Raw genomic sequence first — 13,603 nt, 5'->3', positions numbered from 1 at the left:
GCGTCGGCAGGGCGATGCCCGTGGGCGAGGTGTTTGTTATTTAACTAGTACAACGAAATAAATATATAAATGGAGACAACATGAAAAATTGCGGTATGGCGGGAATCGCGGCCATGGCGATCGGCGTGCCATGTATCGCTCACGCGCAGGGAAGCGTAACCCTGTACGGAATCATCGATACGGGTATCGAGTACGCCAGCGTCAGTGGGAAATCGACAACGAGGCTCGAAAGCAGTCCGGTGTATCCCACCCGTTGGGGTTTGACAGGTCGGGAAGAGTTGGGCGGCGGGACGGCCCTGATATTCAAGCTCGAAAACGGGTTTAACGTCGACAACGGCACGTCTCTTCAGAACGGTGCGTTGTTCGGCCGGGAGGCATGGGTTGGCATCAAGAACAATCTCGGCCAGATACAGTTTGGCGTCAACTACACGCCATTTCATACCACGTTGGTTACCTATTCTTTGGGTGGAATCGATACTTTGGCGTGGGGTAACGCCGCAAACAATTTCGTTCTGCCCGTCACGCTGAGAACCAATAATTCTGTTCGCTACGTTTCCCCCGCAATGGCAGGTTTCACGCTTAGAGCATCGTATGCGTTAGGAAGCAATGGGGCTACGAATCTTCCCCGAACCTTCGGGAACACTATGGCTGTGGGAGTCAGCTACTCGCTAAAGAGTTTCTCGGCGGACGTTGATTTCATGACACAGGTTTATAGCACGGCCACCACACCAACGGCGGCGTCGCAGACGCAGACTGGAAACTACGCCCTCTTTGCGGCGAAATACGATTTCGGGCTGGTGCAGGCAGCCGTCCTGTTCGAAACGCATCGCGGGGGTTCTGCTCTGGGTTCGGCGGCCAACTACGCCAACGTCAACAACAATTTCTACGAAGTCAGCCTGGTCGTGCCGATCAAACTGAGTGGCTTGATGTTCAGCTTCGGACAATATAAGAATCTGGCCAATAGCGCCGGAAATGCAACGTCGTATGGCGTTCGGTATGACTATCCGCTCTCGAAGCGAACGGCCGTGTATGCCGGGGTGGCAGCGGTTGTGAATGGCAGTGCGGCTTCGTTCACCGTCAACGATTCGGCTGGCGCGGGTGTTTCCGTGGGTACGCCGGGTCACAACGTCGTAGCCGGGTTGATCGGCATGAGCCATAAGTTTTGAAAGAGCCGGGCGTTTCACGGCCGCTTCCCCATGAAGCGGCCTTTTTCAATGCGCAGCCGTAGACGCCGTCATTGAGGATGCGGCGCCCACAGCGGAAAGGCGAGATTCAGCCAGACGTTGCTGCTTTTCGACGTATTGGCCGCATACACGCCTTGCTGGTAATTCATGCTGATGTTGTACCAGCGGCCGTCGTATGCGATGGACGGGCCGACGGCAAAACTTCGGTACCGGTTGCCGCCCGTGGCGACCGTCACGCCGTTGAGCTCGTCGTCGCCGAACTGGTTCACGTAGGCGCCCACCACCCCCAGCTTCCACTTGCCGAAGTTCCATCCCGCCTGAAACTCGCCGGCATAGCCCGTGCCCGAGCGGTAGCCGGTGTCGCCGTTTTTCTGGTTGATCATGAGGCGGCTGGACAGCCCGACGTCGATACCGTTCGGCACGTTGTAGCGGATCGACAGCACGGGCTGTATCGACAGGTATCCCTCGGCCACGCTCGTCTTCGTCGGGCTGTAGGAGCCCGTTTCGAAGGCGAAGTCGAGGCCGGGCGAAATCGCGAAATTGGGCGTGACGTCCCATTTCAGGATCACCGGTGACACGGTGACGTTGGACAAACCGTTCTGCGTCGACTTGTTGCCGGCCACGTCGGTGTGCAGCCATACCACCGGCACGACGAGCTGCGAGTACACGTTCGCGCCCAGCACGGTCACCGGATAGGCGACGAGCACGCGCGTCGTTTCCGAGAACGCCGACGAATGAAACGGAACCGGCAGCTTCCTGCCGTCGTTTCCGTAAAGTCCGTTCGCAAAGCTGTAGTTGAACTGCTCGAGCGCGAAGATGCCCGGTATGGGCGGCATCGAGCCGATGTTGGTGCCCGCCGCGCCGGCCGGATAAGGCGCGACGTTGCCCTCGAAAGCGTGCGCCTTGCCCGCGAAACCTGCGGCCGCGATGGTGCCCGCCGCGACGGCGGCGATCGTTCTCGTGTTCATGTCGTCTCCTCGACAGTCTTGTTGATGTAATGGCCCGGGCGGTGTCGTGAGTGAACACGCGCCCGGGAGGTGAAACGGCTTCAGAAGGGGTAGTGGCGCGGTGCGGTCTGCAGCGTCAGCCAGCGCAGATCGGTGAAAGCGTCGATGCCGGCCTGACCGCCGAAGCGGCCCCAGCCGGATTCTTTGACGCCACCGAACGGCATCTGGGCTTCGTCGTGCACCGACGCGCCGTTGACGTGGCAGATGCCCGTCTGGATGCGCTGGGCCACGCGCCAGCCGCGCGCGACGTCGCGCGTGAACACGGCCGAAGACAAGCCGAACGCTGTGTCGTTCGCGTATGCGATCGCGGCTTCTTCGCCCGCTACGCGCACGATTGCCTTGACGGGCGCAAAAGTCTCTTCGTGGTAGATCTTCATCGCAGGCGTGACGCGATCGAGCAGCGTGGCCGGCATGAGCACCGTGCCGGCCTTGCCGCCGCAAACGAGCGTTGCGCCCTTGGCCAGCGCATCGTCGATCAGCGCGTTGCAGCGATGGACCGTGGTCATGTCTATGACGGAGCCCAGCACGACCGCGCCGTTACGTGTATCGCGCGGGTCGCCCGCCGGCAACGACGCGGCTTTCGCAGCCAGGCGGGCGACGAAGTCGTCTGCGATGGCGTCGTCCACGACGATGCGTTCCGTGGACATGCAGATCTGGCCTGAATTGGCGAACGCACCGAAGGCGACCGCGGCCACGGCATCGTCGAGGTCGGCATCGTCCAGCACGAGGGCCGGCGCCTTGCCGCCCAACTCCAGTACGGCCGGTTTCAGGTAACGGGCGCAGGTGAGCGCAATAAGGCGGCCGACGCGCGTGGAGCCGGTGAAGTTGACGCGACGCACGGCAGGGTGGCCGATCATTGCTTCCACGACGGCCGCTGCGTCGTCCGGGGCGTTCGTCACGAAGTTCACCACGCCGGCCGGCAGCCCGGCATCCTCCAGTGCTTCGACAATCAGGCTGTGCGTTGCGGGACACAGCTCGCTTGCCTTGAGCACGACGGTGTTCCCGCAGGCGAGCGGCACGGCGATTGCCCGCACGCCGAGAATGACGGGCGCGTTCCATGGGGCTATGCCGAGCACCACGCCCGCCGGCTGGCGCACGGCGAGAGCGAGATTGCCGGGCAGGTTCGAAGGGATGAGTTGCCCTTCGATGCGCGTAGTGAGGGCGGCCGCCTCCTGCAACATGTCGGCGGCCAGCTGCACGTTGAACGAGGCCCACAGCGCAGTCGCGCCGGTTTCCCCGGCCATGGCCGTGGCGAATGCGGGGGCTCGCGCGCGCAGCACGGCGGCCGCGGCGAGCAGCAGGGCGCGGCGCTCGCCTGGGCTGGATGCCGACCACGCGGGAAAGGCGTCGGCGGCACATTGCACGGCGCTCATGGCGTCTTCGGGCGTTGCTGCGGCGGCCACCGTCGCCACGGCGCCGTCCAGCGGATTGCAGCGCTCGAAGGTCGCGCTGTTGCGTGCGGGCCGCTTCTCGCCGCCGATGATCAATTGAACTCTCGTGGGCATGTGCTTGATAGTTTCGGTGTGGGTGGAGAGGACATGAGCGCCCCTCGTTGCACGCGAGAAAAAGGCGTGCGTGTAGCCACGCGCAGGCGAGGCTGCGCGGTCCAGAGAAGCGTGGAATGATCGCGAGGCCGATGAACGGCCTCGGGGCCGTCTGCGGTGTTTATCGGGCGAGCGCTTTAGCGCTCACCCATTGGCCGTGGAATCCTTCGTGCACGCGGCACGGGAATTTCACGACGGCGACGGGGCCGGCACTCAAGCGCAGCGCATCCAGAATCACGAGGTCGGTCCGGTTTTCCGCGCGGCGCCCTACCATGCTGAGCAGCCACCCGTCGCCTTCGGCTGCGTCGGCACTGCGCGGCACGAAGTGGGGCTCTTCGGGGGACGAGTCCGCGCCGGCATACCAGAAGTCGAGCTTGCCGGCCGCTTCGTCGAGGTGCGCAAGACACGTGAACGGCGGTCCTTTGGGACCCCACTGCAGCATCGGTCCCAGGTCTGTGTTGGAGGTCCCGAACCAGTAATGCCGCGTGCGTTTCATGGCGTAGCGCGGGTCGATGGTCGGCATTTCGCCTACATGCTCGATGAACCGCTTCACTTCGAAGCCGTCGTGCGGGAGGCTGAGTTCCAGCGTCCAGCGCTCTCCGAACGGCGGCTTTTCCTCTGCCGACGGGTCGTGCAAATCAGGAAACTGGCTGAGCCATCCGGACTCCGTAATGAAATGTTCGAGATGAAGCCGCGTGCCGTGCGGACCGTCCTCTTCCCATGCGTTGAACGTGTGCGTCTGAAAAACCGGCCGCGCGCTCCTGAACCAGCGGATCTTGCCGACGCCTTCGCGGCGCGGGATTACGGCGACCCAGGTGGTGCGGGTGTTGTCCCAGTGCCAGTACGGCTCGCCGCGCTGGATGCGCGCGAGTTCGCTCGTCATCGGGCAGATGACGAAAGCGATGTAGTGGCGCGACACGAGCATGTCGTGAACCATCGAGCAATAAGGCGCCTTGAAGCGTTCGGTGCGGGTCAACGAGCCTTCGGGGGCGATCGTGTAAATCTCGATCCACGGGTCCGGTACGCCTTCTGTGTTGTAGCCGAACGCGATGCACTCGCCCGTCTCGGGGTCCAGCTTGGGGTGCGCCGTGAACGTGCGGCTCTTGAGCGCGCCGTTGAAGTCGCGTTCGCCGAGCGTTTCGAGCGTCTCGGGATCGAGTTCGTAAGGGCGGCCCGACTCCTTCAACGCGTAGAGCTTGCCGTGATGCCAGAGCACCGAGGTGTTGGCCGTGTTGTTGTCGCAGCCGGCTACTTCCGGCGAATCGGTAAACGAGTTGCGATAGGCGCCGAACAACGCGCGCCGGGCCTGTCGTTCCCGCTGGAATTTTTCCGTGCGCACGTAGCGCGTCTTCAGATCCGCGTGCCCGTTCTCGAAGCGCACGCAGTGCACCATGCCGTCGCCATTGAGAAAGATGTCCTTGCCGTGCAGCGGCGGATAGCAGTGGTCGGCGCTGTTGCGGAAGTACGCTCCGTTCAGGGCGGCCGGAATCTGGCCGATGACTTCCAGATCGTGCACGTCGGCTTCGATGCGCACAGGGGCGGCGTAACCGCGGAACACGATATCGTCCGGAAACTGCAGACCGGGGGGAAGCGCAGTGGAATCCATGAATGGCTCTCTGTGGTGATGGGTAAATCAGACGAACATCGCGAGCATGCCGAGCGCGTCGGCGGGGCGCGGCACGCTGAAGCTGACGTCGCGCCAGTCCGACGCGGCCGGGCGCGCGAGACAGCGTTGGTGCCAGTCCTGTAGCCGGGGCCACGGGGCGAGCGAGATCGCGCATTGAGGGGCGAGGTCCATGACCGTTGCCACGTTGAGATCGGCTACGGTGAAGCGCTCGCCGAGTAGCCAGGGCTGCCGGCTCAAGTGCTGGTCGAGCACGGTCCATGGGCGTGCCAGCTTGCGCAGCGCGATCGCGGCCTCTGCTTCGCGGCGTCCTTCGGGGGCGAACAGTGCGCGGTTGACACTGGCGAGCAAGAGCGGCTTCTCCACCTCCGTCACGACCCAGAAGCTCCACTGCGTGGCGAGCGCGTCTTCGCGCCAGTCTTTGGGCCCCACGTCGTCGCCGTAGCGGTGGGCGAGGTACAGATTGATCGCCATCGATTCGTAGATCACGAAGTCGTCGTCGCGCAGCACCGGCACGCGGCCGTTGGGATTGATGGCGAGGAATTCCGGCGTGTGGGTGCTGCCGTCGAGGAAGTCGACCGGCTCGTGCCGAAAGGCAACGCCCAGTTCCTTGAGCATCCAGATCGAGCGATGAGCGCGCGAGGCCATCGCGCCGTAGAGCGTGAGCATTCGTCGTCTCCTTGTCGTTCAGGCTTGCGCGCCCGCGAGCGTTGCGCGGTGGCGCATCTGGCTGCGCACTTGCGACATCAGCGCGACGGCCAGCAGCGCCATGGCGCATGCCACCGCGCCAAGACCGGCGTAGCCGGCGGTCTGCACCACGACACCGCCGAGTGCAGGACCGATGCAGGAGCCCGCCATCGTCATCGCCGGGGTGGCCGCGGCAGCGCGGCCCGTGCTGTCCATCCGGTTCATGAGGCCGAAGAGGAACGTGTGCGTGAAGATCACGACCGACACGAACAGCGACGACGCGATGGCGTAAGGCCAGAACGTGGCGCTGTTCGACAGCGTGAGGGCGAGCGCGGCCTGCACCATGGGCCCGGCCGCGCCCACCGCTACCGACGAGACGCGCCGTTGCCACCAGGCCGCGAGCAATCCCGGCAGCAGGTTGACGAGTCCCATCACGATCAGCACGCCGTGAACCTTCTCTGCGCCAAAGCCGTGGGCGATACCGATGCGCTCCATGAAGCTGAACACCATGGCCTGGGTGAGCGTCAGGCAGATCACCACGCCGATCAGCAGCCGCGCAGCGGCCGGTACCTGCGTGGACGATTCGTGCGTAGTTGCCGTGTCGGCACGAGGCACTTTCGGAAACGCGACGAACGACACCAGTGCCACGAAAACCATCAGGGCCGCAAAGATTTCGAAGAGGAAGGTGGACCCTCCCTTTGCGATCCAGCCCGGCATGATGCCGAGGAACAGCAGGGCGAAGAGCCCCATGGCCGCATTCACGAGGCCGAACATGCGATGAGGATTGGCGCTGCGCCCGATACACCCGTGCGTGAACGACAGGGCCGTTCCCACGCCGAAGCCTGCGCTGGCGTGACAGAGCGCAACGGCCGCGAAGCTTTCCGGCGCCATCGGCCAGTAGCTTGCCAGCGCGAAGCTCGCAGCTGCGAGACCAAAGCCGCAACTCGTCGCGAGGCGATGCGCAAGGCGGTTGAAGAGGCGCGCGCTGATGACGCTGGCAACCAGCGCGCCGAGCATGAACAGCGTGACGGTGAGACCCGCCTGAGCCGGAGGGAAGCGATGGTGCTGCATCAGAGCGCCAACCCACAGCGGCAAGGCCACCATGTCGATCATGCCGATGACGTGGGCCAGGGTCAGGACGGCCCGGCCTGCGGGCGTGTCGGGGGTGCTCATGCGCGTCTCCATGGTGGACCGCCGTCTGGAAGCGGTCTTGTTGTTGTCCGGTGCCGTGACCGGATGGGTGCAGGAGCAGATGTTAGGAAGGTGCAGCTACAAAGAAAAACACTTCTTATCGTTGATTTGCATCAACGCTATCGATACCTTTGGAGGCTCTCCGTTACTCCACCTACGGTGTTTCATGCGCCTCGATCGATTCGACCTCAATCTGCTCATTGCGCTGGAGGCGTTGCTGGAAGAACGCAATGTCACGCGCGCCGCGGCCCGCATGCACGTGGGGCAATCCGCAGCCAGCGCCGCGTTGGGGCGCCTGCGCGATCACTTCGGTGACGAGTTGCTGATGCCGGTGGGACGCCGGCTCGTGCTGAGTCCTCTCGCGCAGACGCTTGTCCAGCCGGTGCGCGACACGCTGCGCCAGGCGAGAGAAACGCTTGCGTACCGCACCGGGTTCGATCCGGCACAGGCGCAATGCCGCTTCCGCGTGGGTGCGTCGGACTACGTCACGACCGTGCTGCTGGCTGGGCTGATGCAGACCTTGGCCGTTGAAGCGCCAGGCGTGGTACTCGACATCCGCAATCCGCCGGCTTCGCTGGAAAGCGCGATGGAGCAGGCCATGGTCGACCTGCTCGTCATGCCGCAGCAATACGCGCGGCCGTTGCCTTTTCCTCAGGAGGCTTTATTCGAGGACGAGCATGCGTGTCTGCTCTGGTCGGGACACGTGTTGGCGGATCAGCCAATGAGGTTCGAAGACTACGTGGGGCTCGGGCACGTAGCCGTGCGTTTCGGCGACGCACGCAGCATGACGTTCGAGGACTGGTTCCTGCCGCGCTACGGGCAACAGCGGCGCATCGAAGCGACGGTGGACAACTTCAGCACGCTCGGTTACCTGGTAGTGGGAACGCAGCGCGTGGCGACGCTTCACTGGCGCATGGCCGTGCACTTTGCGCAGCATCTGCCCGTCGTGGTGCGAGACGTGCCTGTCGATATGCCGCGCGTGGTCGAGACGATGGTCTGGCCACATCACCTTGACCAGGACCCGGCGCACGGCTGGCTGAGGAGGCGGATCGCGGAATTCGCCGCGACGTTGCCGGCGCCGCGCGGTCAGTCCGGCGTGTAGTGGTCGCGCGGTGGTCGCGCGTGCAGGCGAGGGCAGTCCGCTGGCCGATACTTTTTGCAAGGCGCTGTCGAAGTCGATTGGTCGGTGATGGCGTTATTCCGCAATAACGTGTTCCGGCTATACGGCGGGATAACGAAATTGAGGGGCTTTCTTTCAATCCGTACAACATCGTGGAGCGTGCCGGGCTGATGTTGTTCGAGGGTAGTCCAGAACATCGTCAGTACCTGCTTGTACGAAATTTTTTTGGGGGCACCGATGTCAACCGATAGCTGACCAGACTTGCGTTAAAGCGATAGCCGACTTCTAGCGTCAAGTTTCGCTTTATTCGTCACGCTTGTCGAATAAAGCAAAAGCAGACAAAAAGTAAGCCATAAGTTGATCGTCAGGTTAAGTGTGTGGCCCGGTGCGGTAGACGCTGAATAAACCAAAAACACGTAATAATTTGCGGAAATAAAGCAAAAGGTGGAGTTGATTGAATTTCGACGCAAGATGTTGATTTGTAGTGGTGTTTTATGTGAGCAATTTACTGAATAAAGCAGATATTGAGCGTTCTGCGATCGTAACGCGCTGGTGGCAACGCTCCAACGGGTTCTTAAGCAAAATGTGGTGCCCCCGAGCTTCGGCAGGGCGGGTTTCCGAATTACGACACAAGAGAGCCACATCGAGGCGCATGCTGCCACGCCAGCAAGGCAAACGAATCTTGCGAAATGCCTCTCCAAGATGAAGCGCGGCACTTCGTCGGTCATGGGCCAGGTGGAGCGCGCTCTTGTCCATGTGTTCTACTTGTCGAATGCAGACCTGGAAAATCAGTTTCATCAAAAGCTGCCACTACAAAGCGCTGATTGTCAACGATAGAGAAGCTGAAGTCGGCTGTCCGCTTCCGGCCGCGCCCCGACCGACGATACCGCCTCGACTCAAAAGTAAACGCGAGGCCATCGACGACTTGTTTCATCGAGTACGACAAACGTTGGATCAAAGTCCGGCATCCTGACTAGAGCGTAAGGCGCTGCAAGGCCGACACGAGGGGCCGGTGCACCGAATCGCACCGGCCCCTCGCACAGCCAGTTCAGCCGGGCCCGAAGGCTGACCAGAGCGCCCTCGACGGCTCAGTGTCCATTGAGACTACGTTCCCAGTTGCTTTGCAACGGACGCGTCACCATGCAGACCCCTTGATCGAATATCAAGGCGCTCGAGTAAAGTCGAACGCGTTGGTCAGATCGCCCGTGGCTGGGCGGAAGCCCGCCAATGGCTTCAGGTTGAACCGCCTGGTAATGAACTTCAGGATTGAAGCCGTATCGTAGTAGGTGTGGTCGACATAACCCTTCTTCGCGTAAGGCGAGATCACGACGGCAGGAATACGTGAGCCGGGGCCCCAGCGATCGCCCGCGGGCGGTGCGACGTGGTCGAAGAAGCCGCCAAATTCGTCTGTCGTCACGATGATCGCCATATGCGCCCATTGCGGACTCTTCTGCAACGTGCTTATCACGTTGGCGAGGTCGGCATCGGCACTTTGCACGTCGGAGTAGCCGGGGTGCGCATTCAGGTTGCCCGCGGGCTTATAGAACGACACGGCAGGCAAGGTTCCGTTTGCCGCATCGCTCAGCATGTTCGTGGCATCTTGCAGGTGGTTTGCACGTTCGGCTTGCCCCTGCGGCGTGGTCGGGTCGAAGCGGCTGTAATAGTTGAATGGCTGATGATGAGGCTCGAAATCCGGTTGGCCCGGCGTTTCCGTCCAGATCAGCTTGTAGTTCTTGCTGTCACGTACGGTGAGGCCTTCGACCAGCGCATTGTTCCATTGACCGGCATACCATTTCCAATTAACGCCTGCCGTGGTCAGCGTGTCGCCGATGGTGGTGAATTTGCTGGAGTCGATCGGCGGCAGCACGGCGGAGCCCTCGTAGGCGTCGCCAGCGGGATTGGCCAGCCGTACATCCTGCCCGGGCGCCGAGGGCGCTGCACTTGGCTGATAGGGCGGTAGGATCGTATTGACCGCATAGCCGTCGGGGGTCACTGAGCCATCGTGAACAAATTTGACTTGCCCCTGATTCGCACTGGTCGGTGAGGTCGGATCGATCTGAAGCGCTTTGCCACTGGCGTCCACGGTCGCAATCTCGCTCGCCGGCGCGTTGGGGTAGGTTGGGGCGCAGGCGCACACGAGGTATTGGTGATTCAGGAAGGAGCCGCCAAACGCGCCCTGGAAAAAGTTATCGGCCAGCGTGTATTGCTGGGCGAGCTTATAAAGGCTCAAGCTCGAACCGTCGTAGTAGCCCATGACGTAGCCACCGCGGTTCGAGTAGGTGGCGAACATGTTGTTGGCGCCGCCATTGATCTGCATCTGGTGTTGATAGAAGCGATGGACAAGGTCTGGCCCGACCACGCTCATGGTGCTGTTGATCGGCGCCGCGTCCAGGCGGAAAGGCGCATTAGGCAAGGTGCTGACGAGACCCAGTGATGGATCGGTCTCACTTCCCCAGACGGCAGGCAGTTTCGTCAGCACGGTTTTGCCGTCGAAATTGACCTGGGCGTTCGAAACCGACACATTAGCAATGCCGTTCGCACCGGGGAAGTTGCCGAACAGATTGTCGAACGAGCGGTTTTCCAGATAGACGACCACAACGTTCTGGATCTTGTCGATGCTCGTCGCGGCCTGCGCAGTGGCAGGCGTGTCATTGCTAGAGCCGTTGCAGCCAGCCAGAGATACGAGCAGGACCGATGCAGCAACAGCGCTGCGAACAGCAAGGGTCAACGCTCGCAAACGATTCGCTTCCATGGTTAATGCCTTATTTTCTAGAAATAGTAAATGAGCGTGGCGATACTGCCCTCGCTCCCATCACCCCAAAGTGGACAAAAACGCCAAGCAGAACGGACGAATTAGCCGCGACGGCGAAGCTTATGCGTCGACCGTGACAATTTCGCAAAAAAACATTGGGGGCTGTGAATAAATATGCAAACCTCCGGCTGAGCCGGGAATCCGAATAGTGACTACAAAATAAACTGATTCCTCTATCAGAATATTTTGATCACAACGCATTTTGATATTGTGCCTTCCGGAAATGTGGCTAATCACGAAGGCCTAATATCCATATAGGCAAGTTTCCGCAAAAAGAAATACTGATATCGCATCGCCCCTTCAGAATCCGGACGGTTCTCCGGGTACGTCCGGACATTCCGATTGGGGGATACATGCAGAAGACGACTCTTGCACGACTGCTGTGCGCGCTGACCTTCGTCGCCGTGCTCGGTGCGTGCGGCAGCAGCGCGGACGGCACGGGCAATTCGGGCAACCATAGCAACGGCAATTCCACGACGCCTGCGCAGCCCACGGCGAACCGCGCGCTCGTCATCGAACTCGACGGCTTCACTTACGCGGCATTGTCCACGGGCATCGCCAACGGTTCGCTGCCCAATCTCGCGAAACTGCACGCCGCGCCTGCGTATAGCGGCGGCGTCAACGGCACGCCTACGCAACAGCCGAATCTCGACACGCCCGGCTGGGCCACGTTATTGACGGGCACGTGGGGCAATCGCCACCAGGTGCTGTCGGATCTGCCGAATCAGGCGCTTCAGGCGCCCACCGCGTTCGAGATGCTGAAGGCCGCGCATGCGGGCGCGCTCGGTGTGGCGGCCGGTTCGGCAGGACTCGCATCGCTGCTCGCGGCCGATCGCAACGCCGGCAACCTCGATACGCTCGCGAACTGCCAATCGGTCGACAGCTGCGTGACGCAGCAGAGCGTCGCGATGATCGACAACGGTTACGCGCTCGTCGTCGCGCAGTACCACTCGGCGCAGGACGCGGCATTGAACTACGGTCTCGGTGCGGCGGCCTACGCGGCCACGCTGAAGCAGCTCGACGCGGCCGTGGGCGCGCTCGTCGCTGAAACGGCGAAGCGGGCGAATGAAAACTGGCTGATCGTCGTCACGGGCGGCCACGGGTTGAACGCGGCGGGCGGCAACGATGGCCTGCCGCTGTTGCCCGAATCGACCACCTTCGTCGCGATGAACCAGCCCGACAACGGCCGGCTCGGCGGCACCACGCCGCCCACGTCGCTCGCCGATCTCCAGAAGCACGCGAGCATTGCCGACATCGCGCCGACCGTGCTCGCGCAGTTCCACGCGCAGCCGGCCTCGTCCGCCTACGGCATGGACGGCGGCGAGATCATCGGCGCGCAGCCCGTATCGCAGCTCGCCGCAACCACGAGCGCCGATGGCCAGAGTCTCGTGCTGTCGTGGGTGGCGCCCGCGACCGGCTCGATCACGCTGTGGCGTGCGGGCAAGCAGATCGCAACGCTGCCCGCCGGCACCACGAGCTACACCGACAGCCAGCTTGGCCTGACCGCGGCCGGCACCTACAGCTTCGACTACGTGGTGACAGCTGGCGGCGCGTCGGTCGCAGGCATCGAGCAGATCGCGTTCGTCCCGCCACCCCCACCGCCGCCCCCGCTTGCGACGACGCTGAAGAACGGCCTCGCGTCGTACTACCCGTTCGGCGCGCTGCCGGGTCTCGATTCACAGAACGCAAGCACGATGAGCCCGTTCGCTTCCGACGCGAACGGCGGCTCGCTGGCTACCGATCCGTTCGGCGGGCAGGGGTTGCAGGTGACGACCCAGACCGTCGATGCCAGCGGCTACGACGGCTACAAGCTCGTGCAGAACGCCGATATCGCGACGCAGCCGCAGTTCACGATCGGTATGTGGCTGAAGACGCCGTGTAGCGACGTCGTCAGCTACGGCACGCCGGTCTTCGCCAACAAGAACTGGCAGAGCGGCAAGAACCCGGGCATTGCGATCGGGTTGTTCCCGCAGGCGTCCGGTGCGTCGTCGGGCACCTGCAACATCCAGTACAACGCGGGCGACGGCACGAAGCGCAACGACCTGAAGACGATGAGCGTGACCGCCGGCAAGTGGGTGTACGCGGCCTTCGTGATCGACACCGTCGGCAGCACGATCACCGCGTACACGTTCGACCCCGTGATGGGCGAGCAGAAGCAGAGCACGCCGCTCACCGTGTCGCTCGCCGCGCTGCCGGGCCTCGGCACCAAGACCTTCGGCGTGAACGAAGACGGCACCGGCCAATACCACATGCTTGCCTGCGGCCAGCCGGCCAGTGCCTACAGCGGCGGCTACACCGTGGGCGCATGCACGACCGTTGCGCCGAACGTCGAAAGCTTCTCGGACATTGCGATGTGGAACCGCGTCGTCACGGAAGCGGAGCTGCAATCTATCGCGGGCTCGGGCAAGCCGCTCTCCTCGATTCTTCACTGACG

At 62.5% G+C, this 13,603-nt stretch carries 9 protein-coding genes; 3 read left to right on the top strand and 6 right to left on the bottom strand.

Annotation, left to right across the window (positions count from 1 at the left end; translation table 11 throughout):
* Positions 1-80: 80 nt before the first annotated feature.
* Positions 81-1,166: a porin gene (locus P2869_RS28860; RefSeq protein ID WP_233425715.1), complete on the top strand. Its 1,086-nt coding sequence runs from the start codon at positions 81-83 to the stop codon at positions 1,164-1,166.
* A gap of 68 nt (positions 1,167-1,234) precedes the next feature.
* Here the strand turns inward: P2869_RS28860 and P2869_RS28855 are convergent, their stop codons facing one another.
* The 5 genes from P2869_RS28855 to P2869_RS28835 all read right to left on the bottom strand — a co-directional run bounded on the left by P2869_RS28855 (position 1,235) and on the right by P2869_RS28835 (position 7,219).
* Positions 1,235-2,152 (bottom strand): transporter, encoded by a 918-nt coding sequence (locus P2869_RS28855; protein ID WP_017774906.1) that lies wholly within the window; start codon positions 2,150-2,152, stop codon positions 1,235-1,237.
* Positions 2,153-2,232: 80 nt separating this feature from the next.
* Positions 2,233-3,696 (bottom strand): aldehyde dehydrogenase, encoded by a 1,464-nt coding sequence (locus tag P2869_RS28850; RefSeq protein ID WP_026121457.1) that lies wholly within the window; start codon positions 3,694-3,696, stop codon positions 2,233-2,235.
* A gap of 160 nt (positions 3,697-3,856) precedes the next feature.
* On the bottom strand, positions 3,857-5,341 hold the full coding sequence (locus tag P2869_RS28845) for a carotenoid oxygenase family protein (protein ID WP_277598737.1): 1,485 nt from the start codon (positions 5,339-5,341) through the stop codon (positions 3,857-3,859).
* A gap of 27 nt (positions 5,342-5,368) precedes the next feature.
* Positions 5,369-6,028: a glutathione S-transferase family protein gene (locus P2869_RS28840; protein WP_277598736.1), complete on the bottom strand. Its 660-nt coding sequence runs from the start codon at positions 6,026-6,028 to the stop codon at positions 5,369-5,371.
* A gap of 18 nt (positions 6,029-6,046) precedes the next feature.
* Positions 6,047-7,219 carry an MFS transporter gene (locus tag P2869_RS28835; RefSeq protein ID WP_277598735.1) on the bottom strand — a complete coding sequence of 391 codons (1,173 nt, stop codon included), beginning with the start codon at positions 7,217-7,219 and terminating at the stop codon, positions 6,047-6,049.
* Positions 7,220-7,403: 184 nt separating this feature from the next.
* Between P2869_RS28835 and P2869_RS28830 the strand changes: the two genes are divergently transcribed.
* Positions 7,404-8,339 (top strand): LysR family transcriptional regulator, encoded by a 936-nt coding sequence (locus P2869_RS28830; protein ID WP_017774911.1) that lies wholly within the window; start codon positions 7,404-7,406, stop codon positions 8,337-8,339.
* Positions 8,340-9,519: 1,180 nt separating this feature from the next.
* On the opposite strand, the gene acpA is transcribed toward P2869_RS28830, so the two are convergent.
* Positions 9,520-11,109, bottom strand: a complete 1,590-nt coding sequence (gene acpA / locus P2869_RS28825; RefSeq protein ID WP_126879073.1) for an acid phosphatase — start codon at positions 11,107-11,109, stop codon at positions 9,520-9,522.
* A 413-nt stretch (positions 11,110-11,522) separates the two neighbouring features.
* On the opposite strand from acpA, the gene P2869_RS28820 reads away from it, so the two are divergent.
* Positions 11,523-13,601, top strand: coding sequence for a hypothetical protein (locus P2869_RS28820; RefSeq protein WP_277598734.1), 2,079 nt, complete (start codon positions 11,523-11,525; stop codon positions 13,599-13,601).
* Positions 13,602-13,603 lie beyond the last annotated feature (2 nt).

It is taken from the genome of Paraburkholderia sp. SUR17 (assembly GCF_029536165.1).
GTDB lineage: Bacteria > Pseudomonadota > Gammaproteobacteria > Burkholderiales > Burkholderiaceae > Paraburkholderia > Paraburkholderia kururiensis.
This window is presented reverse-complemented; position numbering and strand designations above follow the sequence as displayed.

What these genes read in the sequence shown, in the direction of transcription:
- P2869_RS28860 (WP_233425715.1), top strand. Translation starts at nt 81, where the DNA reads ATGAAAAATTGCGGTATGGCGGGAATCGCGGCCATGGCGATCGGCGTG.
- P2869_RS28855 (WP_017774906.1), bottom strand. Translation starts at nt 2,152, where the DNA reads ATGAACACGAGAACGATCGCCGCCGTCGCGGCGGGCACCATCGCGGCC.
- P2869_RS28850 (WP_026121457.1), bottom strand. Translation starts at nt 3,696, where the DNA reads ATGCCCACGAGAGTTCAATTGATCATCGGCGGCGAGAAGCGGCCCGCA.
- P2869_RS28845 (WP_277598737.1), bottom strand. Translation starts at nt 5,341, where the DNA reads ATGGATTCCACTGCGCTTCCCCCCGGTCTGCAGTTTCCGGACGATATC.
- P2869_RS28840 (WP_277598736.1), bottom strand. Translation starts at nt 6,028, where the DNA reads ATGCTCACGCTCTACGGCGCGATGGCCTCGCGCGCTCATCGCTCGATC.
- P2869_RS28835 (WP_277598735.1), bottom strand. Translation starts at nt 7,219, where the DNA reads ATGAGCACCCCCGACACGCCCGCAGGCCGGGCCGTCCTGACCCTGGCC.
- P2869_RS28830 (WP_017774911.1), top strand. Translation starts at nt 7,404, where the DNA reads ATGCGCCTCGATCGATTCGACCTCAATCTGCTCATTGCGCTGGAGGCG.
- acpA (WP_126879073.1), bottom strand. Translation starts at nt 11,109, where the DNA reads ATGGAAGCGAATCGTTTGCGAGCGTTGACCCTTGCTGTTCGCAGCGCT.
- P2869_RS28820 (WP_277598734.1), top strand. Translation starts at nt 11,523, where the DNA reads ATGCAGAAGACGACTCTTGCACGACTGCTGTGCGCGCTGACCTTCGTC.